General features: G+C 37.7%; 24 protein-coding genes and 2 riboswitches. Of the genes, 13 read left to right on the top strand and 11 right to left on the bottom strand.

Going from position 1 to position 26,332, the window contains the following annotated elements:
* Positions 1–60: 60 nt before the first annotated feature.
* A complete protein-coding gene (locus C794_RS20035) occupies positions 61–1,599 on the bottom strand; it encodes an MFS transporter (protein WP_017798604.1) in 1,539 nt (512 codons plus the stop codon).
* Between the two features lie 343 nt (positions 1,600–1,942).
* On the opposite strand from C794_RS20035, the gene C794_RS18165 reads away from it, so the two are divergent.
* The gene (locus C794_RS18165) at positions 1,943–2,899 is read left to right on the top strand and encodes an alpha/beta fold hydrolase (RefSeq protein ID WP_017798603.1); all 957 of its coding nucleotides are present in this window, start codon (positions 1,943–1,945) and stop codon (positions 2,897–2,899) included.
* 72 nt (positions 2,900–2,971) lie between these two features.
* Here the strand turns inward: C794_RS18165 and C794_RS18160 are convergent, their stop codons facing one another.
* The gene (locus C794_RS18160) at positions 2,972–4,171 is read right to left on the bottom strand and encodes an MFS transporter (protein WP_017798602.1); all 1,200 of its coding nucleotides are present in this window, start codon (positions 4,169–4,171) and stop codon (positions 2,972–2,974) included.
* Positions 4,172–4,242: 71 nt separating this feature from the next.
* A riboswitch (purine riboswitch) is annotated at positions 4,243–4,342 on the bottom strand.
* A 213-nt stretch (positions 4,343–4,555) separates the two neighbouring features.
* On the opposite strand from C794_RS18160, the gene C794_RS18155 reads away from it, so the two are divergent.
* On the top strand, positions 4,556–6,499 hold the full coding sequence (locus C794_RS18155; protein ID WP_017798601.1) for a DUF2075 domain-containing protein: 1,944 nt from the start codon (positions 4,556–4,558) through the stop codon (positions 6,497–6,499).
* 215 nt (positions 6,500–6,714) lie between these two features.
* Here C794_RS18155 and C794_RS18150 read toward each other — a convergent pair whose 3' ends face one another.
* The 3 genes from C794_RS18150 to C794_RS18140 all read right to left on the bottom strand — a co-directional run bounded on the left by C794_RS18150 (position 6,715) and on the right by C794_RS18140 (position 7,861).
* On the bottom strand, positions 6,715–7,047 hold the full coding sequence (locus tag C794_RS18150; protein ID WP_230199307.1) for a hypothetical protein: 333 nt from the start codon (positions 7,045–7,047) through the stop codon (positions 6,715–6,717).
* A 77-nt stretch (positions 7,048–7,124) separates the two neighbouring features.
* Positions 7,125–7,553, bottom strand: coding sequence for a competence protein ComK (locus tag C794_RS18145; protein WP_017798599.1), 429 nt, complete (start codon positions 7,551–7,553; stop codon positions 7,125–7,127).
* A gap of 29 nt (positions 7,554–7,582) precedes the next feature.
* Positions 7,583–7,861 (bottom strand): helix-turn-helix domain-containing protein, encoded by a 279-nt coding sequence (locus tag C794_RS18140; protein ID WP_017798598.1) that lies wholly within the window; start codon positions 7,859–7,861, stop codon positions 7,583–7,585.
* A 195-nt stretch (positions 7,862–8,056) separates the two neighbouring features.
* Here C794_RS18140 and C794_RS18135 point away from each other — a divergent pair, with 195 nt between their 5' ends.
* Both C794_RS18135 and C794_RS18130 read left to right on the top strand, forming a co-directional pair.
* Entirely contained in the window at positions 8,057–8,455 is a 399-nt protein-coding gene (locus C794_RS18135; RefSeq protein WP_017798597.1) for a (deoxy)nucleoside triphosphate pyrophosphohydrolase, read from the top strand.
* Between the two features lie 82 nt (positions 8,456–8,537).
* Complete coding sequence (locus C794_RS18130) at positions 8,538–11,699, top strand: DEAD/DEAH box helicase (protein WP_017798596.1); 3,162 nt, start codon at positions 8,538–8,540, stop codon at positions 11,697–11,699.
* 176 nt (positions 11,700–11,875) lie between these two features.
* Here C794_RS18130 and C794_RS20030 read toward each other — a convergent pair whose 3' ends face one another.
* A complete protein-coding gene (locus C794_RS20030) occupies positions 11,876–14,089 on the bottom strand; it encodes a glycoside hydrolase family 84 protein (protein WP_017798595.1) in 2,214 nt (737 codons plus the stop codon).
* 447 nt (positions 14,090–14,536) lie between these two features.
* Positions 14,537–14,656: riboswitch (SAM riboswitch) on the top strand.
* Between the two features lie 108 nt (positions 14,657–14,764).
* Between C794_RS20030 and C794_RS18120 the strand changes: the two genes are divergently transcribed.
* The 6 genes from C794_RS18120 (at position 14,765) to C794_RS18090 (ending at position 19,506) form a co-directional block, all read left to right on the top strand.
* Complete coding sequence (locus C794_RS18120) at positions 14,765–15,898, top strand: iron-containing alcohol dehydrogenase family protein (protein ID WP_039819870.1); 1,134 nt, start codon at positions 14,765–14,767, stop codon at positions 15,896–15,898.
* Positions 15,895–16,716, top strand: a complete 822-nt coding sequence (locus C794_RS18115; RefSeq protein WP_017798593.1) for a MetQ/NlpA family ABC transporter substrate-binding protein — start codon at positions 15,895–15,897, stop codon at positions 16,714–16,716. The genes C794_RS18120 and C794_RS18115 overlap by 4 nt, the downstream gene beginning before the upstream one ends.
* A gap of 40 nt (positions 16,717–16,756) precedes the next feature.
* Positions 16,757–17,794: a methionine ABC transporter ATP-binding protein gene (locus tag C794_RS18110; protein ID WP_017798592.1), complete on the top strand. Its 1,038-nt coding sequence runs from the start codon at positions 16,757–16,759 to the stop codon at positions 17,792–17,794.
* Positions 17,769–18,440, top strand: a complete 672-nt coding sequence (locus C794_RS18105; RefSeq protein ID WP_017798591.1) for a methionine ABC transporter permease — start codon at positions 17,769–17,771, stop codon at positions 18,438–18,440. Before C794_RS18110 ends, C794_RS18105 begins: the two co-directional genes overlap by 26 nt.
* A 218-nt stretch (positions 18,441–18,658) precedes the next feature.
* Positions 18,659–18,970, top strand: a complete 312-nt coding sequence (locus tag C794_RS18095; RefSeq protein WP_017798589.1) for a hypothetical protein — start codon at positions 18,659–18,661, stop codon at positions 18,968–18,970.
* A 173-nt stretch (positions 18,971–19,143) separates the two neighbouring features.
* Positions 19,144–19,506, top strand: coding sequence for a YybH family protein (locus C794_RS18090; protein WP_017798588.1), 363 nt, complete (start codon positions 19,144–19,146; stop codon positions 19,504–19,506).
* 512 nt (positions 19,507–20,018) lie between these two features.
* Here C794_RS18090 and C794_RS18085 read toward each other — a convergent pair.
* Together C794_RS18085 and C794_RS18080 are read right to left on the bottom strand one after the other, a co-directional pair.
* Complete coding sequence (locus C794_RS18085) at positions 20,019–20,471, bottom strand: DinB family protein (protein ID WP_017798587.1); 453 nt, start codon at positions 20,469–20,471, stop codon at positions 20,019–20,021.
* Between the two features lie 187 nt (positions 20,472–20,658).
* Entirely contained in the window at positions 20,659–21,414 is a 756-nt protein-coding gene (locus C794_RS18080; RefSeq protein WP_017798586.1) for a MerR family transcriptional regulator, read from the bottom strand.
* Between the two features lie 85 nt (positions 21,415–21,499).
* Between C794_RS18080 and C794_RS18075 the strand changes: the two genes are divergently transcribed.
* Positions 21,500–22,204: a CPBP family intramembrane glutamic endopeptidase gene (locus C794_RS18075; protein WP_017798585.1), complete on the top strand. Its 705-nt coding sequence runs from the start codon at positions 21,500–21,502 to the stop codon at positions 22,202–22,204.
* A gap of 144 nt (positions 22,205–22,348) precedes the next feature.
* On the opposite strand, the gene C794_RS18070 is transcribed toward C794_RS18075, so the two are convergent.
* The 3 genes from C794_RS18070 to C794_RS18060 are packed head-to-tail and all read right to left on the bottom strand — an operon-like array spanning position 22,349 to position 23,369.
* Positions 22,349–22,684 (bottom strand): DUF1048 domain-containing protein, encoded by a 336-nt coding sequence (locus C794_RS18070; protein ID WP_017798584.1) that lies wholly within the window; start codon positions 22,682–22,684, stop codon positions 22,349–22,351.
* Between the two features lie 14 nt (positions 22,685–22,698).
* A complete protein-coding gene (locus tag C794_RS18065) occupies positions 22,699–23,046 on the bottom strand; it encodes a DUF1048 domain-containing protein (RefSeq protein WP_017798583.1) in 348 nt (115 codons plus the stop codon).
* Positions 23,043–23,369, bottom strand: coding sequence for a PadR family transcriptional regulator (locus tag C794_RS18060; RefSeq protein WP_017798582.1), 327 nt, complete (start codon positions 23,367–23,369; stop codon positions 23,043–23,045). The genes C794_RS18065 and C794_RS18060 overlap by 4 nt, the downstream gene beginning before the upstream one ends.
* Before the next feature lie 414 nt (positions 23,370–23,783).
* On the opposite strand from C794_RS18060, the gene codB reads away from it, so the two are divergent.
* Positions 23,784–25,043, top strand: a complete 1,260-nt coding sequence (codB, locus tag C794_RS18055) for a cytosine permease (RefSeq protein WP_017798581.1) — start codon at positions 23,784–23,786, stop codon at positions 25,041–25,043.
* Positions 25,034–26,308, top strand: coding sequence for a cytosine deaminase (locus C794_RS18050; protein WP_017798580.1), 1,275 nt, complete (start codon positions 25,034–25,036; stop codon positions 26,306–26,308). The genes codB and C794_RS18050 overlap by 10 nt, the downstream gene beginning before the upstream one ends.
* Positions 26,309–26,332 lie beyond the last annotated feature (24 nt).

Below are 26,332 nucleotides of genomic sequence, written 5' to 3'. Positions count from 1 at the left end.
AGATACAGTCCGCTGGTGCAGAAAAGGAGCACCATCGCTGATGTGTACTCTTTCCATCGTTTATAAGGCTTGCTCTTCTTCATTTGTAGAGTCATCCTGCCTTACATGTCTAAACTTCCATAAGATAATTAGCATTAAGGTAAATAACCCTACAGCAACAATGCCATATACGGTTTGAAGCGCAAAGCTAAATGAAGATTGTATGGCAAGAAGGAAATCTGGATACCCTTCGGATGCTACAATGGCACTCCCTACGTTTTCTGAGGAAAACGCAACTATTTCTTGAGGAACTCCAGAAGGAATTGAGTCCATTAGAGTAGCACGATATACAATCATGCCGATACTTCCAATAAATGCAATGCTTAGTACTGAACCTAGCCCACTGCTTACATCACTCATTGCCGAAGCAGAACCTGCCCGCTCTTGCGGTACGCTGGAAACAATTTGTTCACTTGCGATTGTCATGGTAGGGCCGATACCAAATCCGGCTAGTGATGCACCAATAATTAAGATAAGCGCTCCCCCGTCATGTACCGTTATCATGATGATTAAAGCTCCTGCAGTTGCAGTAAGCAGACCTATTGCCATGACGTAAGCTGGGCGCAACCACTTTGTAAGTGCGGGAGATACTAAAGTACCTACCATCGATAAGAATGCGGGTATAATCAATAGAAGTCCTGCCTGTGTTGGAGTGAGTCCTATAATTGCTTGTAAATGTTGTGCGAAAAGCATATCTGCCCCCGTAGTTACTAGTAATACAGCCATTACTGCAATCAATGAAAAGCTAAACGATGATATATGAAACATCCGTAAATCCAACAATGGATCCTCCATTTTCTTCTGACGCCGAATAAATAACATTCCAGTTACGATTCCAACCAGTATCGATCCTCCATAAACAAAATGAAAGCCATGGTTAGCCATCTCCTGTAAACCGAAAATTAAAGTTGCTAAAGTTAACAAAGATAGTAGCACACTGACAAAATCAATCCGATTAGATGTTTTATTGCGATATTCAGGTAAAAGTGGCGATGTTAGTAACAATGCAATAACTATAGGGACATTGATAAGAAACACTGCCCCCCACCAAAAAGTATCCAAAAGTAAACCTCCTATCGGGGGTCCTAATGCCATACCTGCAGAGAATGCACTAAGATTAATAGCGATAGCTACGGAAAATTGTTTCGAGTCTGTAAACATACTCCGTAATAACGACATTGTAGAAGGCATCACTGTTGCAGCCGTGATACCAATCAATGCTCGAGTAGCAATTAACATCCAAGCTTCCGTCGCAAATGCTGCAAAAAGCGAGGCGCATCCATAAATGGATGCCCCGATAATCAGCAGGCGTTTTCTACCCACCTTATCTCCTAGCCGACCCATTGTAAGCACAAATCCAACCGCCAACATTTCACCAATATGAATAATCCAAAGCATCTGGGTTGCACTCGGTGCTAAATCCGCAGCAATGGATGGCATCGCAAGAAAAAGGACCGTCATATCTGTAGCGAGCATGAAAACAGCCAATGTCAAAGCCCCTAATCCTATCCATTCCCGCCATGTTGCTTTTGGGAGCTGTTCATGATTAACATTACTCATCTTTTTTTCTCCTTTCGTCTACTAGGTTTCCTTCATTCAAATAATCCTTTACTTAATAGTTTCTAATACTTCGCAACGGGTTTTTTGATTTATTTACAAGGTATTATTCCTGAACGGATTAGTGAGTCAAAAGAGTATTCATTGGAGTAGGTATAGTTGATGGTTACATAAAAAACACCATCAGTTGTTGTTTATATAATGACACGTCTGTTTTGAGAAGAAATCAAACTATCGATGGAGTTTTGTATACAAATTAGGTTGTATGATGTTTCAAAAATTTGTTCTTTTACTTATATTCAGACATAATAATTGTAAGTATCGAATCGGTCCAAGGGGGGATAATTTGAACACTACAAATCAGAACATGAACGTAACGAAAGAGTATATAGATACAGCTGGGCATAAAAGTGGGATGTTTATCGAGTCCACGAATCTTAATAATCCTGTTTTACTCTTTGTGCATGGCGGTCCTGGATTCCCACAATATGCACATGTGAAAGCATCTGGGCTTGCGTGGGCGAATCATTTTACCGTGTGTTACTGGGAACAAAGAGGTACCGGTATGTCGTATAATGCATCTACTCAGGGTGAGATAACATTAGAAAGAATCGTTGCTGATGGTTTAGAAGTCGTAAACCATCTTAAACAGAAATATAACCAGGAGAAAATCTACTTGTGCGGACATTCGTGGGGTTCGTTAGTCAGCAGTATCATGGCAAGTCGACAACCTGAACATTTCCTTGCGTACATCGGTATCGGGCAACTGGGAAGACATTATGAATCGAATAGGGATACGTATGATTTCTTACTGGAGACAGCGATCGAACGAGGAGATGAAAAGGCAGAAAAACATATACGCTCGGTCAAATTCAATAAAGGGTTTTATAAGAGTCAGGAGTATCGCAAACTGTTAGGCAGGTACCTCAATAAATATGGCGGCGGTACGAAGCGTGAGGGTGATTCGAGCTGGGAGGGTATGAAGGATATTATCGAATGTAAGCACTATACGTGGAAGGAACGTCTGAACATTCTAAAGGGCATTTTCTCCAGTTATCAAGCGTTAGGCGAATCATTGGCTAATACAGATGCCACTGTCATGGCACCAAGATTCGAGATTCCTGTATTTATTGTGCATGGCGTGTATGATTATCAAACCTCTTATAAGGAAGCGAAGCGATTCTATGAAAGTATCGACGCGACATCGAAACAGATGTACACATTTGAACACTCGGCGCATTCTCCGTTTGTGGAAGAGCAGGAAAGGTTTATGGAAGTGTTGGTGGAGGATGTGGTTGGGTAGTGAAGTAGGTTAGGTAAAGAAACAGCACCATTCATTGATGCCGAATGGTGCTGTTTCTCTATAATAATAAATTTAGTTTACTTCTACCTGATCACTCATCGCGTCACTCATAACTACTTCCTCTTCACCCTTTTTCTTCCGAGTTAAAGAAAAGACAGCAAATAACAAGGAGATAATCACAAGCGCGCCACCCAAGTAGGCAGCATTAGTAACGGCTCCTGTCTGGTTTAATACGAGCCCGCCAGATGCTGAACCGATGGAAATACCGATTTGCAATGCCGAGTTATTGAAGCTTTGCTGAATGTCGGATGTTTCTGGATCGGTCTCAATTAAATAGCTTTGTTGCGGTGGAGATAGACTCCAGCTTAGTGCTCCCCAAACCATCATCACGGGGATGAATAATACAAGAGAGAAGGTCGTGAATGGTAATAAGAATAACATCGCAGCAAAGGTCGTGATAACGAATAGGATACTTTTCTTCGGACCGATGGAATCAGATAGGAATCCTCCGAATGCTCCACCGCTTACTGCTGCAATTCCAAATAATAGGTAACAAATACTTACCCAAAACGCATTCATATTAAGTTCTGTCTCTAAAAATGGTGTAAAGTACGCATATAGCGTGTAGTGTCCTGCCAGCATAAATACGGTTGCCAGATGGGCACTTCCAATTTTCAAGCTAGCTACCGCTTTTAACTGTTGTTTAAGCGGGACTGTCTTCCCTCCTGGAATTTTCTCCAAAAAGATGAAAATAAGCACAAAAGAAATCACTGATAAAATCGCAATGCCAAGGAAAATCACGCGCCATCCGAAGTTATCGGAAATAAGAATTCCTAGTGGTACACCCATGACAAGAGATGAACTAATCCCCATATAGATAAGTCCAAGCGCTTTTGCTCGGTGTTCCGGTGCAACAATCTTCGCAGCAATCGTTAACGATAGTACAACAATCAGAGCAGTACTCATTGCGCTTAATACCCTTGCGAACATCATAAATGTAAAATCAGGGCTGAAATACGTCATGATATTACTGATGAAGAATACACCTAAGGAAATAAGATATACTTTCTTACGTTCGAATTTGCTCGTGAGAACAAGTAATACTGGACCGGAAACGGCATAAATAAGTGCAAAAACGGTTATCAGTTGTCCTGCAGAGCTAATCGAGGTATTTAAATCTTCTGCAATCGTAGGAAGTATCCCTCCGACAATCAGTTCCACAAGTCCAACGGCAACCGTGGATAATGCTAATATAAATACTTTTATATTCATATTCTGTTTTTCTTCCTTTCTGATAAACATAATAAATTCTACTAGAAAACAAAAAAATCCTGATTACAAAAAATGATCGACTCATTTTCTGTAATCAGGATTTTATGGTTCCTGGTAGAGACCCCCAAGCCATATTCTTGAGGTTATACAGTATACTATTAGATTTTAATGAACACTTGAATAGTTTACTAGGAATTTATGGAGGTTTCAAGTGGGAGATTTTTCTTGTTGTAAAAAATAAACGTAGTAGTAAATTTAAATCAATATTTTATGATATTTAAATTACTACTTTTTGGTAATAAATGGTTAACAAAAATGTGAATTTTGATAAAATAGTATTATAGTCACATTAAATAAAATCATTGAATTAGATAAGGAGATATTATGTTAGTTTATGAAGCAACAAAAACTGAATTTTTGAATGATGTTTTTCATGATGAATTAACAAATAATATTATTAATAATTTCCAAACAAAAATTGGTAAAGTAAACAAAAGTGAAGTCAGATCCTGGGATAATTCTATGCAGTATATGTATAGGGTATTAATGGATGAAGAAATACCGAAAGATTCGGGTGTTGCAATTGAATATAGAATTCCTTATTCATCTAAAAGAGTTGATTTCTTAATAACTGGAAAAAGTGATAATCAAGAGGCTGTAGTAGTTGTTGAGTTAAAACAATGGGATAAAGTTGAAAAAGTAGACGGAAAAGAAGCTATTGTTAAAACCAATTTTAGTCACGGGCTTGTGGAAACTACACACCCTTCTTACCAAGCCTGGTCCTATGCGTCTTTAATAAAAGATTATAATGCGACGGTACAACAGGAGAATATAAATATATTTCCGTGCACATATCTACATAATTATATAGTAAATAAAAGTGGTGATCCTCTAACTGACAATGTATATCAATATTATATTGATAAAGCCCCTGTGTACGCAAAAGGAGACGCGAAAAGGTTAAGGGAATTTATAAAGAGATACATAACGTACGGAGATAATAAAGAAACCCTTTATAAAATAGAAAAAGGCAAAATACGGCCGTCTAAGTCGCTTCAAGATGCTTTAAGTTCAATGTTAAGTGGTAATGATGAATTTATAATGATTGATGAACAGAAGGTTGTATTTGAAGAAGCATTAAGACTTGCAAATGAAGCAAAAAGAACTAATACAAAACAAGTACTCGTTGTAGAAGGTGGACCTGGGACAGGGAAGTCTGTATTAGCAGTAAATCTCTTAGTTGAATTAACTAAAAGAAGTATGGTGGCTCAATATGTAACGAAGAACTCTGCTCCAAGAAATATATATGCTACAAAACTAAAGAGAGATTTTAAAAAGACTCAAATTGATAATTTATTTAAGGGATCCGGTAGTTATGTAGATGTACCAAGTAATGAATTTGATGTTCTAATAGTAGATGAGGCACATCGGTTAAATGAAAAATCAGGAATGTTTCAAAACTTAGGTGAAAATCAAGTGAAGGAATTAATTAATTCTGGGAATATGACAATATTCTTCTTAGACGAAAATCAGAAAGTAACTTTAAAAGATATTGGAAGTATGGATTTAATAAAAAAATATGCCAATGAATACAATGGTGAAGTACATAAGTTGAAACTAGAATCTCAATTTAGATGTAACGGATCAGACGGTTACTTAGCATGGATTGATGATGTATTACAGATTCGGGAAACAGCTAACTCAAACTTTATTGGCAAAGATTATGATTTCAAAGTATTTGACGATCCAAATGATCTATTGAATGAAATTCAAAGATTGAACAAAGAGAAGAATAAAGCGAGGATGTTGGCGGGTTATTGTTGGGAATGGCCAAAAGAATCACGCAAAAAATCAGATACACCCGATATTATTATTCCCGATAAAAACTTTGGGATAAGTTGGAACTTAGATAATACATTGACGTGGGCTATTGATGATGACTCAGTAAATGAAGCGGGTTGTATACATACTTCTCAAGGGTTGGAATTTGATTATGTAGGAGTCATTATAGGAGACGACCTCTTATTTAAAGATGGTGAAGTCTATACAAACCATACTAAACGTGCTAAGTCAGATCGTTCGTTATTTGGTATTAAAAAAATGCTAAAAGAACAACCAAAAGAAGCCAATAAACTAGCTGATACTATTATACGCAACACTTATAGAACTCTTTTAACTCGTGGACAGAAAGGTTGTTATGTTTACTGCACGGATAAAGCACTAGCTACTTATCTTACTGATAGGATGAAAATGGTAAATGATTACGAATCAAATGATTTTTTCAGGACAAGCGCAATAGTTGCTGAGAGCAATGAGATATATAAATGAGGACAAAAGCGGAATTCATAATAAGAGAAGATTTTGTTATGAAAAGGGATAAAAACGTTCAATTTAATGTTTAGTATATATTCAAGGGTAGAATTGTTTCTCTACCCTTATTTCTATCTAAATTCTAAAATGTACAAAGAGATGTTTTTAAGGAAAAAATATCAAGTGAAACATATCTTTACTATTCATTTTGATTCATTTTGTTACTTCAATAGTTACATCAAAAACGAAAACGGCTTTCTCGGTGGTGTAGTCGGATTCATGAGGAGGATCATATCTAAGGCGCTGATATTAGGTAGGTTATCGATAAATTGATGCATCTCTGACTCTGTTTGGAATTGAAAGGCTTCTAACTGCTGAATTGGTTCAAACTTACCCTTTGAATCGTTATAGAACAAGCGATACAGGTGTAATATATAAGCATCGGTCTGTTCAGACAAACCAAGGATTCCTAGATTCTTTTTTATCTCTGAGAAAAAAGTAATCTCTACTTTTCTATCCTGAAGTAGTTCTGTTGGAATGGCGATATTATTTTCATTATTCATCATTTCACTCCTCTTTTCTAGTACTATTGTCTCGCTTAGTGTGAAATTGTGCAACAAATAATAAGAAATTTCTTATTAATTTATTTGTTTAAACTATAGTAACAAGCTAAACTCCTTATCATTTGTTTTTTTAAGAACGTTGCAGGGATGCTGATAGGGAGTTGGATTCCATTACGGAATGTGATGATCGATTTTCCTTGGTCATTAGTAGTTTGCGGTTGAATGGATTGAACATGGTGATAGAAAATCCAGCTACACTCATTATTAGTCGTAGCATGGGTGGGGAAAGCAATAATTTGTTGGGAGACGCTGATTACTATAGGCACTTTTCGTTTGAAACCAGTGTGATAGGATGTAGCAGTTTTTCTGCCTTCATAAGTGGAATAATGATATAAGCATCCTTCTTTAATGAGTTGAAGAGGGGTTTTCTTATGCTCTATTGATTTCTGTTGCTCGAGAATAATAGAAGAAACATCAGGTCTATATGTAGGGTAAATAGCCATAGTCATAGAGGAGATACCATTAAAAGTAGATGGAGTTATTCTAGATCTTCTTCCTCTAGTGATTGTTGTTTCTCTAATTGGTTCTCGAGTTCTTGTAATTCACGAAAGAGCTGGTTCATATTTATATCGGTTGCTTTCCAATACCCATACATGGTTGATATTAAAGGAGTTTTCTCTCCTCTTTCTACTTTTCCGATGTGTTTGTCATCCGACTCACTAATTTCAGCTACTTGTTCCTGCGTTAATCTTTTCTTTTCTCTAGCCTCTCGCATTCGTATTCCCATTGTTTTACGTAGTTCTTCATTAAATCGCAAGTATAATCTTCCTTTTTTAAGAAAAATTATCCTGTTCAGCAAACGGAAAGAACACGTCCTGCAAGACCCTTTTTGTGATTGTGTTAAAGTAGCTTTATAAGGTCCTTATCACCATAAACGAGTGTAGCTCTTTTTAAATTGCGTTATAAGTAAATATAGAAGGTTATAAAAGAAAATAATATTAAGGAGACAAATATGAAAAAGATAAATGTAGTTGGCGCTATTATTATTTCTAACGAGAAAATCCTTTGTGCTCAACGAAGTGATTACAAAACACTTCCTTCTAAATGGGAGTTTCCAGGTGGGAAAATAGAATTAGGTGAAACGCCACAAGAAGCTTTAATGAGAGAGATTATAGAAGAGATGAATTGCATCGTTGAAATAGGAGATCAAGTTGTTCATACTGTACATGCGTATGACTTTGGTGAAGTTCATTTAACTACCTTTTATTGCAAGCTCACCAAAGGTGAACCACTGTTAACGGAGCATAAGGCTATCAAATGGTTAGACCCAAGTGAATTATCTTCATTAGATTGGGCACCAGCAGATTTACCAGCTGTTGAAAAAGTTGTAAAGGAATTTTCTAATTTATAATCATGAGATAATTTTCAATTTATAAAGCGGTTTTCTAGTATAATAGTTGCAGAATACAAACTATAATCTGGGGTGTTACGTTTTGGTAAAGCAGGGACTCTATGAACAGATAATCAATAAGAGATTGAAACAAGAGATTTTAGCACTTGATGAAGCAGATTTTGATGTGGAGATAGGAGATTTAGATGTAGAGGAAGCTCGTAAATTTCTAGCTTCCTATATTTCACGTGTAACGAGAAAAGCATTGAATTTTATACGTGACCAGGAATCAGAAGGTAAGGAAGCACTCTTAAAGCAAATTCATGCTTGTAATCAAATTATTGCACTATTAAGAAAAGAAATAGACGATCAATCATTCGACTTGTTACAAATTGATGAGGCGGGTGAAGTATTACAGTCTGTTTTTGCAAAACTGAACTCTGTAAGAAGCATTCAAAAAGAAAAAACAATACGCCCAGTAACTTCCATTGCGGAGAGTTCTTTGTTTACAGGTTCAAGTAATGAGCCAAATATGTTGAATGAGCTCAAAAAAGAAATTCTTTCATGTGATTCTATAGATTTTCTTGTTTCCTTTGTGAAGTGGAGTGGTATTCGTTGCATTATTGATGAGTTAAGAACGTTTACAGAAAACGGAGGGAAGCTTCGAATTATCACCACATCTTATATGGAAGCAACAGATTATAAAGCTGTTATAGAACTTGGTCAGCTTTCCAATACAGAAATTAAAATTTCCTACGACATTGCTCGTACACGGCTTCATGCAAAAGCGTATATGTTTAATAGAGACACTGGTTTTACAACAGCATATATAGGTTCTTCAAATCTATCTAATCCTGCGTTGACTTCTGGATTGGAGTGGAATTTGAAAGTAACGGAAAAGGATTCATTTGATATTATACGGAAATTTGAAGCAACATTTGAAAGTTATTGGAATGATGCTGAGTTTAAGTTATTTGATAAAAACAATGAAGTGGATCACCAAATACTTAAGGAAGCATTAAAGAAAAAGGTCGTAATAGAAGAAAATGATATACATTTTAATTTCGATATCCAGCCTTATTTTTATCAGAAGGAAATGCTAGAAAATTTACAAGCAGAAAGAGAAGTATTTGGTAGAAATAAAAATTTACTTGTGGCAGCAACAGGTGTGGGTAAGACGGTTATATCAGCGTTTGACTATAGAAAATTTACAGAAAAACATGATAGGAAAGCTAGATTGCTTTTTGTAGCTCATCGTGAAGAAATATTGAAACAGAGTAGGGATACGTTCCGTGCTATTTTAAAAGATTTCAATTTTGGAGATATGTTAGTGGGTGGTCAAAATCCAACTACCTTAGACCATTTGTTTGTCAGTATTCATAGCTTTAATAGTAAAAAGATTTATGAACATGTATCTAATGATTTTTATGATTTTATAATCGTTGATGAATTTCATCATGCAGCTGCTCAATCCTATCAAAAACTATTAAGTTATTTCGACCCAAAGATTCTTCTAGGATTAACTGCAACTCCAGAAAGAATGGATGGACAAGATATTACGAAGTACTTTGATGGAAAAATTGCTTCAGAAATGCGACTTACAGAAGCGATTAATCGAAAATTGCTTAGTCCCTTTCAATATTTCTGTGTAAGTGATACCGTTGATTTATCTACACTGAAGTGGAGTAGAAAAGGCTATGACATCAGTGAATTAGAGCATGTATATACGAATAACACGAGACGTAGTCAGCAAATTATAAGAAGCTTGAATCAGTATGTAACAGATGTTAGTGAAGTGAAAGGTCTAGGCTTCTGTGTTGGTGTGGAACATGCTGAATATATGGCTACTTACTTTAATAAGCAAGGAATCCCCTCTGTTGCATTGCATGGGTCTTCTGATAAAACAGTTCGAAAATTAGCTCAAGATCAATTAAAAAAAGGTGATATCCGATTTATTTTTGTAGCCGATTTATACAACGAAGGAGTAGATATTCCGGAGGTAAATACTATTCTTTTCTTACGCCCAACTGAAAGCTTAACGGTATTTCTACAGCAATTAGGTCGTGGTTTAAGACTAGCGGAAGGTAAAGAGTGCTTAACTGTATTAGATTTTATTGGCCAAGCACATCTGAATTATAGTTTTGAAGATAAATTTCGATCGCTTATTGGTAGAACTAAACAATCTATTAAACATTACGTAGAAGAAGGTTTCTCTAATTTGCCAAAGGGGAGCTTTATCCAACTAGAGAAACAAGTGAAAGAATATGTATTAAGGAACATAAAATCTACGGCTAATACGAAGACAAACTTAATTAATAAAATGAAGTATTTTGAACAGGATACAGGTCTATCATTAACTTTGGGGAATTTTCTAGAACATTACCATCTATCGCTATATGACTTTTATGGGAAGAGTGGTAACCGCTCTTTTCAGCGTATGATGGTAGAAGCAGGAAATGCAGATGATTTTTATTGTGTGAATGAAGAAAAGATTATTAAACGTCTTCCAAAAATTTTCTATTTAAATTCAAGTAACCTCCTTACATTTTTAATTCGTTTTGTAGATGAACGAGGTGAGCTCGTTGTTGGTGATAAAAATGAAAAGTTAATGTTGAATATGTTTTACTATACATTTTTTCAAAGAGATCCAGCTAAAGAAGGATTCACATCTCTCTATGAGGCACTTCAATCTGTATTAGAAGAAGAATCGATACGAAAGGAGATATTAGAAATACTCAAATTTATCTATCGTTCGATAAAAAATGTAGAGAAAGCAAATGACTTTAATTTTACAACACCTTTAACAGTCCATTCTACTTATTCTAAAGATCAAATAATGGCTGCATTTGGCTATTACAACGAGGAGAAAAGCCCAGCATTCCGTGAAGGAGCGAAATATTTTAAAGAAGAAAATATAGACGTGTTTTTCATTACGCTGAATAAATCAGAAAAAGACTTTTCACCTTCAACCTTATATGAGGATTATGCAATTAATGAGAGACTATTCCATTGGCAATCGCAAAGTATGTTGACGCTTCAAAGCCCGACCGCACAAAGATATATTCACCATCGGGAAAAAAAGAGTCAAATAGCTTTATTTGTTAGGCAATATAAAAAGGAACAGGGCTATACAGCACCATTTACATTCTTAGGTACCTGCGATTACGTGAGTCACTCTGGGGAAAAGCCGATCAGCTTTATATGGAAATTGCGAGAGGAAATGCCACCAGGATTAATAGCTAAAGCGAATAAAACTGTGGTTTAGTTGTGTTTAACTACCTCACACAAGTAGATGTTTACAAGGCTGGGGGTCTACGTAGCTTTTATTTACTCAAGATCTCTGAAATACAGTTATGTATTAACTATTTTAATTCATAATGTAGGTCAATAAAGGTAGTAGCTCAATCGGCCACTACCTCTTTGTTCTTCATAAACCCACGCCTAATTTGTCCATTCTTCAATCAAGACATCAGCAACTTCTGTTAATTGGGCTGCTGCTTGTTGGTCGATCTTTCCTTCTTCTTGGAATGTATCTATTAATTGTTTGAAGGACTCCATATGTTTTACCGCTTTGTTGTAGGATTCTTGTTTTACAAAATGTTCAATGGAAGTCAGATGGGTTTGCAACAAACGTACGTTTTCGCCCTGTTCAATCTTTCCTGCTTCGACATATTGATCGACGAATGCTTTCATCACACCTACATCAATCAATTCTTCTGCTTTTTGGATGACGTGGTCTTCAATATCATTTGTAAATGGTTGTAGTCTTTTACCAGCAGGTATAGCGTAGACGGTATCTTCTTCGTCCACCATTGGGCGTTCATGATTCAAGCTCTGTTCACGTAAAATCGTACCAGATACATAGTGTTCTTTCGCACTTTCTATATCGTCATTCTCCAAGTCTTGATGAAATTGGATGTACTCGATGTCGGCTAGAACCATATCTTGAAGTGCGTGGACAAATGGCTCGAGTTCCTCTTTCAATGCTTCGTTTTTGGATTCTCTTAAAAATTCGTCTCCTGCCTCTGCAATGAGGCTCAGTTCATCTATAAATTCAGGTGCAACATTCCCGAGGGGTTCATCGTTATCGATACGGGACAATGTTTCTTCTAGCAATTCCTTAATATTTTCGCTTTCATCAGCTTCCAGTCCATTCTGCGGCTCTGCATGTGTCATATGTTTGGTGAGCGTATGGAAAGCTTCTGTTGCATCTGGTTCAATATACTTCATGCTGTCTTCCCAGCTTGTTTGAGCATCAAAGGATTCTGTATTCCATGTATAATCCGCAACGGCGAAAATGGCAACCTTTGAGGCCTCGGCTTCCTGCATCGGGTTGGTTACCACTCCTGCAAGATTTTCCACGCCGGGTTCTAGCATGTCTCCTTTTCCAAGGAACACACGAGTCATATCAATGTCATTCACCGGCCAATTTAGCCAAAAAAGTGGATCGCGACGTACCACGCCATTATTATCACGATGTTTAAAGCGGTCGATGGTATATTGCTCGACTGGAGCGACGGTATTTTCCCCTGTCCAAAGAATGTGGATGTTCTCGTCAAAGGCTTCTTCGAGTCTATTTAATTCTTCTCCGCCATCCCAAGCCCAAGCAGAATTATAGGCTGCAGGCGTATATAGTGTATCCCTCACATCACCTTTTTCCTGGGCCCATTCTGAAACAGAATTCATCAGTTCAGCGACATAATCTAATGGCAGCGAACCAACATCGTCACCTAAAACGCCAAACTGTCGTACACCTACGTCGTATAATTGATCGAATTTCGTAAGCATTTTTTCTGTGTTTTCATCGAGTAATGCCATGGCAGCTTCTTCGCCTTCTTCACGGGCAATTTCAGCAACTTCGCCAAGCGGGGAGATGGTCCAAACAAATTGCGTTTTACTATCACGCCCAACTTCTGCCAATTCGCGAATCTCTTCTAACATATCTTCAGGATAGAGTTCTTCCCATTGTTCCCTATGGTATGGATCGTCCTTCGGAGCGAAGACATAGGAATTCGCCTTGAGTTGTCCACCGAATTCCATCAATGATTTACGATCATCATTACTCCAAGGTATGCCGTAATAACCTTCGATAAAACCTCTCACTTTCGTATTCGCATAATCGTTGATTTCTAAGTGTTTAATTTGATTATCAGAACGCTGGCTGAGTATTTTTTCGAGGGAGACAATCCCATAAAATGCAGCATCGGTATCTTTACCAATCACCGTCATCGTATTGTTGCTAATTTCCAATTGGTAAGCATCAATCTGATCAAAGTCCATATTATTCGAATCAAGTGTATTCTCCGCGTTCTTTGCTGCTGGGCCACCAGATTCTACGGTTCCGACAAAAAGAGTAATGGCATCTTTGGAAGGTTCTTCTGTGATTTCCGGTATGGGCAGGTTATTGGTGGCAAATATTTCGGTTACTTTTTTCCTTGTGGCATCATCAATCGTGTCATCATAAACAACTTGAATATCCTTGTTGAGGGTTAGCGCACCTTCCCCGTATTCGACACTCTGGGGTGTTGGGTAGAATTCGTATTCCACTTCCGTACTTTTGCTTTCCGCGTTTATGTGTGAGGTGAACGATACCGTTGTAAAGCTAACGAGCAACATTGCGATAATAGGTGAATACCATAACAGTTGTTTTTTCATTTTCTTTATTCCTTTCTTTTTTGTATTTGTCGTACAAGATCAAAAAGGCGTAAAGGATCGAAAAACTAAATTTGAATGGCTTTCCTGCTTGTCCTGGTTTATTTCTTAGAATTATTGCGGAGAATACACCTCCCGAGGTTTAGAAGCGATAATCCTATTTGTTAAAATGTAATAGGATTATCTGTGACTTCCCTAGATTGTAATAACACGTCCCCCAATGGTTGAATACGATTCCCACTATAATAAAGCGGTCTCATTTATATATGAATCTATCTTAAAAGTTATAATTTCGTGTGTCAATGTTTTTACTGAATTTTAAGAAAATATACTCATTAAAAGGAATAGTAGAGTTTTTTGCTGCCTGTTTACTAAAAAAACCTAACTAACTCTATTGACAATTAGTAAAAACCGTAATAGTATGATAATTAAAATTAAATACGCTAATATCTCTTATTGAGAGTGGCTGAGGGACTGGCCCTGTGACGCCCGGCAACCGTTCATCTTAATTCCAATGATGAATAGGTGCTAAATCCTGCAAAATACGGATAGTATTTTGAGAAATAAGAGAGGTGATGAATGACTTACGTATTGTTATGTTATGCCTCTCGAGTTCAAATCGGGAGGCATTTTTAGTTTCCCAAAAAAATTTACACCATGAGAAAAGAGGAAGGGTTTATGTCCACATCTATTGTTAAAGGAGCTCCTGGTCATTATCGGATTGGCTCTGATGTCTTAGAGGAAATTCCTGTACTCCTTGAAGAATTATCAGTTGACCGTATACAAGTTATCGCAGGGAAGAAATCATGGCAGGCGACAAAGCCGTATTTACCTTATGTATTAGTGGAGCAAGTAGAACCGAATATCATCTTTATCGAAGGTCATACCACGCTAGAAAAAGCAGAGACCATAGCGAATCAGCTTCATCAACATTCTGTGGATGCTGTGATTGGTATTGGCGGCGGGACAGCGCTCGATATTACGAAGGCTGCAGCTGTGAAAGCAGATGTTAAATCGATTTTAATTCCGACGATTGCTGCGACTTGTGCTGCGTGGACACCGCTTAGTGTTTTCTATGACAGCGATGGGGCATTTACACATTATACGGATTTTCCGTTGGCGACCACGCTTGTCTTAGTAGAACCAGCTATCATTGCACATGCCCCAATAGAATATTTAAGGGCGGGGATAGGTGATACACTGGCAAAATTTTATGAAGCAGATGCATTGATCGAGAGTTTTTACCCGAATGAAGAAGCGCCTGTACCAGTGAAAGTTTCGCAATTTTCTGCGGGGATTTGCCGGGATGTACTACTGAAGGATGGAAAGGCTGCACTGGATGCCGCACGCACTAAACAAGTTACGCCTGCATTTATTCGAGTTATCGAGGCGATCATCATCACGGGTGGAATGGTAGGCGGATTTGGCGATAAAGCAGGGAGAATTGCCGGTGCGCATTCGATACATAATGGATTAACGGAAGCAATCGAGGCAAAAAACTTCTTACACGGAGAGCTCGTCGCATACGGAATTCTTGGCCAATTGGCATTCGAAAACAAAGAGGATGAGCTTTTGCGTCTACTCGATTTTTACGATCAATGGCAATTGCCGTCTAGTTTACAAGGAATCGGCATTGATGTAACCAATACGGAGCTCGTGGAGAAAATCATTCAGAAAGCAATTCTGCCGCAAGAGTCGATTCATTTTATGAATAAGGAAGTTACGGCGGAATCATTAGCTGGTGCGTTACAGCAAGTAGAGAAATATAATCAAGCCTATTACACGGAAAAAAGAGGAGAGAAAACATCATGAAAAAAGGATTATTAATAGCGATCGTACTTTTAGCAATATCATTATTGGCTGCGTGTGGCAGTGAGGAATCTAGCGGGTCGGGTCAAGGATTGTACGATGATGAAAAATTAGTCATCGGTGTAACGGCAGGGCCACATGAAGAAATTCTTGAAAAAGTAACGGAACTAGCAGAAGAGGAAGGCATCGAAATCGAGTCAAAGGTGTTCACGGATTATGTTATGCCAAACGTTGCTTTAGCTGAAGGGGAGATTGATTTAAATATCTTCCAAACAGAACCGTATTTTAATGCGTTTAAAGAAGATAGAAACTTAGATTTAGTGAAATCATTTGATACCGTTACTTTCCCGATGGGGATTTATTCATTAGATGTCGATGATGTGTCTGAATTACCTGAGGGATCCACCATCGGACTGCCTAGTGACCCTACAAATAGTGGTCGTGCACTTTTACTATTTGAACAAGCTGGTTTAATTGAGTTGGATTCGGAGACAGGAATTAATTCTACGGTTCGTGACATTGATAAGAATAACGGCAATTATGAATTTGTGGAACTAGATTCTGCGCAGATTGCACGTCAGTTAGAGGAATTGGATGCAGCTGCGATTAATACAAATTTTGCTATCGAAGCCGGATTTACCCCTACGGAAGACTCTATTTATATTGAGCCGAAAGATTCTCCTTACATTAACCATGCTGCGGTGAGGGCAGAAAACGAAGACGATGAAATCATCCAGAAACTAGCAGATATTTATCGTAGTGAAGAAGTCAAAACGTTCATCGAAGAGGAATTTGGCGGATCGCTCATTCCTTCATGGTAAGGGAGTAAGGAAATGAGCGTAACGGAAGGAGCATAAACATATGATTGAATTAACGAACATCACAAAGACTTTTTCAGGAAAACAAGGAGATATTCATGCATTAAAAGATGTTTCTTTATCCGTTGGAAAAGGCGAAATATATGGCGTAATCGGCTATAGTGGCGCCGGGAAGAGTACATTGATTCGTTGTGTGAATTTACTGGAACAGCCGGATCAAGGATCGGTAAAAGTAAATGATGTAGAATTAACCACGTTAAAGGCAGGAAAACTCCGAGACACCAGAAGTCATATCGGGATGATTTTTCAAGGGTTTAATCTATTAAAGACAGCAACTGTCTACGATAATATCGCTATTCCGCTGAAATTAACTGGCCTCGATAAACAGGCAGTAAAGGAAAGGGTGCAGAAATACTTGGATATCGTTGGCTTAGCCGACAAGCATGATGCATACCCGTCAGAGCTCTCCGGTGGGCAAAAACAACGAGTGGCGATTGCCCGAGCATTGTCTCATGAGCCAGAAGTTCTGTTAAGTGATGAAGCGACAAGTGCACTCGATCCAGATACAACAGAGGCGATCCTAGATCTATTATTACGAATAAATAAAGAACTCGGAATTACGATCTTGCTGATTACGCATGAGATGAATGTCATCCAGCGAATTTGCGATCGGGTCGCTGTCATGGAAAATGGCGAAGTGATTGAGGAAGGCAATACTAAAGATATTTTCATTTCACCACAGCAACGGACAACGAAGCGGTTTGTGAACAGTTTATTCTCGCATGACATTCCGGATGACTTAGTAGATCGATTGAGTGAGAATGGCCAAGTAGCTAAATTATCTTTCTTCGGAGAATCATCGGGAGATCCGGCGCTTGCGCTCGTAACGAAAAAATACAATATCTATCCGAATATTTTGTCCGGTAGTATTACACGAATTAAGGAAGAAGCATTCGGACAATTACTTGTTCACTTCAAAGGGGAACAAGCGGAGATAAACAATGCGTTTCAGTTTTTACAAGACCAACAAGTACATGTGGAAGGAGTGACGTTCGATGGAGAAAATCAACGCGTTTCTTGATGCATGGGGTTCGGATTTATGGATGTCGACGATTCAAACGTTTCAGATGGTCGGTATATCCCTTGCTATTTCAGTCTTGATTGGGTTACCGCTAGGAATTCTACTTGTTTTAACGAGACCGGGGAAAGCACTCAGTAATAAACTCGTTTATAATGTGTTGAATATCGTCATCAATATTATTCGTTCGGTTCCGTTTATCATTCTATTATTCTTCATTCTGCCTTTTACAAAATTTATTGTCGGAACATCGATCGGTGTCAAAGGCGTTATCGTTCCATTGGTCGTTTATACGGCGCCTTATATCGCTCGGTTAATGGAGTCTGCATTACTGGAAGTAAACCGTGGTGTCATTGAAGCATATGAAGCGATGGGGATTAAAACGAGACATATCGTGTGGCATGTACTTGTACGGGAATCTCGCTCCTCTATTGTTCTCGGGTTAACGATTGCGATCATCGGACTAATCGGAGCATCTGCTATGGCTGGCTTAGTTGGCGGTGGAGGCCTTGGCGATCTCGCATATCGATATGGTCACTTACGATATGAAGTAGATGTGATGTACGTAACCGTTATTCTCCTGATTATTTTAGTGCAAGGATTACAGTCGCTCGGCAATTACTTTGCTGCACGATTGAAAAAAGATTAAACTAATTTAACCGAAAATGCCTCTTTTTGGACTTTCATTTCGATTATAAGAATGAGAGAACCAAAAGGAGGTGTTTTTTGGGAAGAAAACCGATGGTGATAAAGGAAATAGCTTCGTATCTTGAGATTTATCTCGATAAGTTTGGGGGTGCAGGTGAAGGTGTTCGTAGAAATGTTATACTATAAGTAACAAATTCATAGTTAAAGAGAGGCGAGCGAATGAAAATCAAAATGATCATTTTTCTAACATCTTCAAAAGAAAAAAATAATTGTGGTCAAATAGTAATGAAAACATTTGAATCAATGATTCGCCCTGTTAAAGGAGATATTATTGACGATCCCGGATTTGACTCAAGATTTCATAATGGCTATGAGGTTGTAAAAGTTACTATAAATTATACGACAAATGAGTGCTATGTCTCTCTACATCCACTAGCGATAGAATTAGAGGATATTAGTATCAACGACTATATAGACAAACTTATGGCAAATGAATGGAGTATTGTTTCAAAAGAAGAATTATTAGCTTAATGGGATTTGTTTAAGTGAAGAGGATTGAATAATTGTTGATTAAAAAATTTATAGTAAAGATTGAAACTATTTGGCCCTTTACCTCGTTTGAACATAGTAACGACAGAGGGGATAAGAAGACGTGTGAATATATTATGAGTCAAAATTAAATGGTTTTAGGAAGGTGATGAGAAATGGGATATCGTAAAGCGTTAGATAAATATATTGAAGCAACTAACTCACATGATTTTAATAATGTAAAAGCAGTACTACACCCTCAAGCAGTATACTGGTTTACTGATCAAAATTGTATTTCCAATGAGCAAATCGGGAGCTACTTTATGAAATCTTGGGATACTATTAAAGAAGAAGTTTACTCTGCTACAGATGTCCAATGGATTGCTGCAAGTGATCAAGTCGCTACTTGTATTTATACTTATCATTACGAAGGATATTATCTTGAAGAGTTTGTATCTGGTAGTGGGAGGGCGACTAATGTTTTTACATTGCATGATGGTGAGTGGAGATTAATACATGAACATTTAAGTAGTTTATAAGGATATTGTTTATTACATTATTAAGTGCCATGATAGGACAACAGATACAGGAAAATATGGATTCATCTATTGAAAATGAGTATACATTTCTATTAGCATTGTATTGTAAGAAAGGACAAGATGATTAATTGAAAACTAACCAAATTTTAATGTTTATTATTTTGCTAATGTTCATATCAACCTCCATAAATATTAACTTATTTAACGGTAGTTGGAATGGTATCTTACTATTCTTTTTAAGTTTACTAGTTGTTGTGGCTTTATGTTTCTTTTCAATTGAACAACAAAGGGTAAAGAAAAGAAAAAGAATAGCAGCCAACGTATTTTGTAAGCCGCTTTTTCAAATTTTGTGATCTAAATCATAACCTCCATGTTATGATTTAGTCGCTAATCTATAAATCATTTAAAGCAATGACTTTGCCACTGTTTGCATTTACCCCATATTGAACTACGGGCTGTGGCTTATTCCAGAGCTGATTCTTATTCATAGATAAGAGTAAAGTTTATAAGTTTTAATTTTTAATCAAAATTTGATTATGAATATGGTGTTCCATATGCTCAAGATAATCTTGAATAAGCCACTCTAGTGTCTTATGTTGATTATTTCCTATATCACAAAGGTTGGATAGTTTTTCATCGGGAATATTTTTAACAATATTAACAATTTGCTTATTTAATGTCTGAAAAAGGTTTACTATTTCATTAAATGGTCTATCTTGATAATTCTGAACCATTACCCATTGGTCTTGATTATACGATTGAATAACATATACTTGTTCTTCATATTGAATTTTTATAAACCTTTCAATATTATTTATCGCAGAGTCACATAAATGTCCTAAAATTTCTTTTTTAGACCATTTATGTGGTAGTGGTCGATTAGTAATATCTTTTTCAGACATGGAGTCGTACTCTTCTGGTAATTTTTCTATCCAATAATTTATTCCTTTAACTACCTTTTGCATATTTTTACGCCTCCTATAAATAGCTTTCTCAGCTACATTTTTGAAACCGCTTTATTAAGCAATACTTTTGAATAAAAGCATTAACAGGTTTCTCCTTATTTCACATGGCTCCAGGTAACCTTTTAGTCCATCACAATACAAACGAAACTGATAGTTAAACTCTAGAAGATTTTTATCCAACGCCTACTCAGTCCACCAACACTTTTTCTTCAAAGACTTGTATTGCCTTCTCCAAAAAATCCAATACCTCTTCTTTTACCGGATAGAGGTTCATGGCTTGTGACTTTTCAGGTGACTTACGTATTTCAAAAAATTTTTCACCTAGCTCTTCATTGTCGGCAAATAATTCATTCGATAATATCAACGTATCTTCCGCAATAATCTGACTTTCTTCAGAAGCTGGGTTATCTCCTCGTTTCAAACAAAGTTCAATTCTTCTAATCAGATTAATCCATTGTTTAACTTGTGGACTATCTTGTTCTAATTTTGGAAGTTTTTCCTTAAGGGCTTTCTGTTCTTGATCATCAAAAAATTGATTCCAGTCGTCATCGGTACGATTCTTTGTTTGTGCTTCTTGTATCAAAGGGATTAATTGCTCCCACTTTAAATCCCCTTCCAACTTAATACTATTGAGAAGTGAGTTCGTATGATTAACGGATGCGTGAAGTTCCTCAATTTTTTGCTGTAAGTAATCTTTATGGACATAAAGTAACTGCTCTATCGTAATATCGGAAAGTATTTTCTTAATATTGTCTAGTGACAAGTTCGACATTTTAAGTATCGTTATCTTCTTTAGTACTAATAAATCCTCATCACTATAAAATCGTTTACCATAATCATCCTTCTTATTTGGACTCATTAATCCGATTTGGTCGTAATACCGTAATGACCGGACCGAAACACCCAACATTTTCGCAACTTCTCCTGTTGAATAAAAATTCACCTTAATCCCTCCAAAAATAACTGTTGCAGGTTACGCAACGTCACCAATTACACTTAATATAGCATAAAAAAGGAAGTGGTAATTCATGAAAATTGAAAAATCTTATTTTAATCAAAGTGCATGGTCGTGGAAGGAATTAATATTGCTATTGACGCTGGTTTTGGTACTCATCCCATTTTTTATTGAATATCTGTTAATGCAATATTTAACCGAAATTTTTCAAAATGAGTTATATTCGGGAACGTTAATCGGATTGATCATGTCGATTATCTTTACCCTTGGTGTTTATTTTATTGCGATTAGGCCAAAAAACCTTTCTTGGAAGGAAGTAGGTTTCCAGCGATTTTCAAAATCTTATTGGGGTCCGATAATCGGATGGACAATTGTTCTAATTATCGGTAGCATTTTGCTATCTTATATTATGGAATGGGTATTCGATACCGGAACGGACAATAGCAAGACAGATAGTTTACAAACTCGATTAACAACGATGAATATCGTGATTGCTTTTGTGTCAGCTGCAATTATTTCGCCCATTTATGAGGAAATTTTTTATCGTGGTTTTCTATATCGCTGGATTAGAACGAAGTATGGACTGTTAGCGGGGATGTTGATTAGCTCATTCATTTTCATGCTCGTTCATATTCCAACATTTAATTCCTTGCCATACACTTTTTTGTCTGGTCTGATTTTTGCCTGGACATATGAAAAAACACAGTCTATTTATCCTGCAATGATAATTCATGCATTATTTAACGGATTGGCAATTCTTTTGACAGCGACTGCATAGTAATAATTTTAGAAAAATAGGAGAGGCGCACACCAAAATTTGGGGTTGCGCCTAATTTGCACAGTACGTCCGCTTCATGCATAAAAGCGCATTACTTAACTCCAGTAATGTGCTTTTTTGTGGAATATTAGGATGATTTATATACTAATCTTCTTTCATGGCTTCGTTAACTTTTTGGTTAACAGATTCCTGATAGATATCAGCGTAAGTTTTTGAATCTTTGATTAGATCGTCGCAGAAAGCTGCTACATCCTCTCCTGTTACTTCAAGCACATTTTTTCCTAAGCTAGCGCCTTCTTCAAAAAGATCGATAATTCCCGAGAGTAAACCAATTCCATTGGTTAGCTCAACAGGGCCGACTTTATAGAGATACTTTTGAATCTCTTTATAGACAATTTGATAATCTTTCGGGAGTGCTTTTACACGCGCCATGTGTGCTCGCCACTCTTTTTTGCCTTCGATGATATCTTGTATTCTCATCTTCATTCACCCTCCTATTTGCCTAATTTTTTGGCGATATTATTGTTGAGTTGATTGCGCCACTTGTCGCGATAAGACTTTGCCCCTTCTTCACCGATTAGCGCTGAACAGAAGGCATTGATATCCTCACCCAGAGCCTCCTGTACACTCTGCCCTTCCGAAGCTGTTTCTTCGAGCAGGCCGAGCACACCGTCAAGTATTGGCATGAGGTTACGCCCGGTGAAATCTGTGTGCGGCCAAAGATTGGTTTTAATTTCTTCCCATGCAGCTTGATAATCAGATGGCAGATTTTTAGCTCGTGATTCAAAGTTTTTCATTTCTTTCGTCATGTCGCTACCCGTAATTTTTTCCCAAAAGTTCATTGTTTTCCCTCCTTTAATGCATTCATTTTTGTTGATACAAACTCCCATTTATCCCAGAACTTCCGTAGTTCCTCGCGACCCTCGTCGTTAAGCATAAAAAATTTTCGCGGTGGTCCCATGTCGGAAGGTTTTTTTTCGATGTCGACAAGTTTATTTTTCTCAAGCCGAACCAGAATCGTGTACACCGTTCCGTCTACAACATCTGTAAAGCCAAGTGCATTCAATTGCCGGGTAATTTCGTAACCATAGGTTTGTTTGTGGCTGATAATTTCAAGAACGCAGCCTTCAAGCACGCCTTTTAGCATTGCTGTTAGATTTTCCAATATAGCCACTCCTCTCTAATTTGTATGACTTGTAATAAGTGTTACTTACTACTGGTATATAGTATAACATAGTAGTGGTGTTTGGCAAGACAAAACTAGAAAAACATAAAACTGTCTCTTGCTCAAATTCTGCTAATTGGAACATATTCCCATAATGCTTCACCCATTGACACAACTCAATTTTCCTGTCATAATCTATTCTAATTGCATAAGGTACCTTTAATTCAGTCCAGAGAGGCTGACAAGGACAGCGGATTTTTTTACAATATACAGCGGAGTAGGTGTGTTTTATCCTATGATGGTGTAGTGTATTGTAACGAAAAAGAGGCTAATTGTCAGGTTGAACTGATGATTAGCCTCTTTTTTATGTGCTGTGGTTTTGGGTACCAGGAAATCATAGTTGGGGGAATTAAGATGGAAAAAATAGATTTAGAGTATTCATCACAGGCAGTACCAAAAACAGAGCGAAATAATTTTTGGAAGACATTATCCGTCATGCTTGGATTCACCTTTTTCTCTGCGAGTATGCTAGCTGGAGGGGAGTTAGGTGTTGGTTTATCATTTTCACAGTTTATTATTATCGTGTTAGCAGGAAATATAGCGCTTGGTATGTATACAGGAGCGCTTGCTTATATCGCAGCAAAGACAGGTTTGTCCACACATTTGTTGGCCAAGTATGCGTTTGGCGATAAAGGGTCGTACCTACCATCCTTTCTATTAGGTTTTACCCAGGTTGGTTGGTTTGGTGTAGGGGTTGCAATGTTTGCGGTTCCTGTTGCAAATGCGATGGGGTGGAATGTCTATGCCTTAATTTTTATCTTTGGGATTGCTATAACCATATCGGCAATATACGGAATGAAAGCATTAGTTGTTTTAGGGTTTATTGCCGTCCCAGCTATTGCCATTCTAGGAAGTTATTCTGCATTTGAAGCCACACAAGCACTAGGTGGTATGGAGGCATTATGGAACTATGAAACAACGGAGACATTGACAGTAGCAGCAGCTTTAACGATTTGTGTCGGATCCTTTATTAGTGGAGGGACACTAACACCTGATTTTGCACGGTTTGCGAAGTCATCACGCTCTGCTGTTGTGGCGACAGTAATTGCATTCTTCTTAGGGAACTCCCTGATGTTCTTGTTTGGTGCAGTTGGCGCGATGTCTTATGGATTACCGGATATTTCAGAAGTGATGTTTTTACAAGGATTAATGATCCCTGCGATCATCGTGTTGGGATTGAACATTTGGACGACCAATGATAATGCGCTTTATGCTTCAGGGTTAGGGTTTGCCAATATTACAAGATTTTCTCGCAAAACGTTTGTAGTGATAAATGGTCTTGTCGGTACATTGCTTGCGATGTGGATGTACAACAACTTTGTCGGATTTTTAAACGTCCTAGGTGCTGCAGTTCCATCCATCGGGGCAATTATTATCGCTGATTATTTCTTTGTCAGACGCAGAAAGTATGGTACGTTTGAAAAAATGGTATTTAAAAAAGTAAATTGGATTTCAATTGCTGCATGGGCGATTGGAGTGGTGATTGCTCAGATAGCCCCAGGGATTACGCCACTTAATGCGTTGATTGGAACAGCTGTCGTGTATATCGGATTTATGTATCTGATATCTACTAATAAAAATGAAGAAGATAAGGGAGATCTGAAATGCTTATAAAAAATGCAACATTACGTGGAAAAGAAGGACAATGGCATATAACCATTCAAGATGGCAAGTTTGCTGCGATTACCCAAAAACAAGAGGAAGTGCCGGAAACAAAAGAAGTAATTGATGCAAAAGGGGCGCTCGTTTTACCTCCTTTTGTTGAACCGCATATACATTTAGATACAACTTTAACTGCTGGGGAGCCGGAATGGAATCAGAGCGGTACGTTGTTTGAGGGGATTCAGCGTTGGTCACAGCGCAAAGAGTCGCTAACACAAGAGGATGTAAAAACAAGGGCGAAAACAGCTTTAAAATGGCAAATTGCCCAAGGAATTCAACATGTGCGGACGCATGTTGATGTGACGGACCCTAGCCTAACCGCGCATAAAGCCATGCTGGAAGTGAAAAAAGAGATGGCAGATTTTATTGATATTCAGCTTGTTGCCTTTCCGCAAGAAGGAATTCCTTCTTATCCTAATGGAGCGGAATTGCTAGAAGAAGCATTGAAAATGGGAGCAGATGTGGTCGGGGGTATTCCTCATTTTGAATTCACGAGAGAATATGGCGTTGAGTCGATGAAGACGGCGTTTGACTTGGCAGAGAAATATGATCGTTTAGTCGATATTCACTGTGATGAAATTGATGACGAGCAGTCTCGGTTTGTAGAAGTGGTAGCCAAAGAGGCATATGAACGTGGCATGGGTGCACGGACGACAGCAAGTCATACGACAGCAATGGGCTCTTACAATGATGCCTATACAGCAAAGTTATTCCGTTTGTTGAAGCTCTCAAATATTAACTTTGTGTCCAATCCACTTGTAAACATTCATTTGCAGGGAAGATTTGATTCTTATCCAAAGCGCCGAGGTCTAACGCGCGTAAAAGAATTACAGGAAGCTGGCTTAAACATTTGCTTTGGCCATGATGATATCTTTGATCCATGGTATCCGTTAGGGACAGGGAACATGCTTCAGGTCTTGCAAATGGGGATTCACGCATCGCAATTAATGGGGTATGAACAAATTGTCAACTCTATTGATATGATTACCAAAAATAGTGCGAAGACATTACACATTGAAGACAAATACGGAATTGAAGAAGGCAAGCCAGCGAACTTTATCGTCATGACAGCCGAGAATGAGTATGAAGTCATACGCAAGCAGGCGACAGTAAGATATTCCTTCAGAAATGGAAAATTAATTTCCCAGACGAAGCCAAGCGAAACAGCAATTACTCTGGGAAATGCTACAGAGAGAGTCACATTTGATCGGAATTAGAGAGGAAGGCACATCTTGGTAGAG

Source organism: Oceanobacillus kimchii X50, assembly GCF_000340475.1.
GTDB classification, from domain to species: Bacteria; Bacillota; Bacilli; order Bacillales; family Amphibacillaceae; genus Oceanobacillus; species Oceanobacillus kimchii.
The sequence above is the reverse complement of the archived record's forward strand: the minus strand, read 5'-3'. Positions and strand labels throughout refer to the sequence as shown.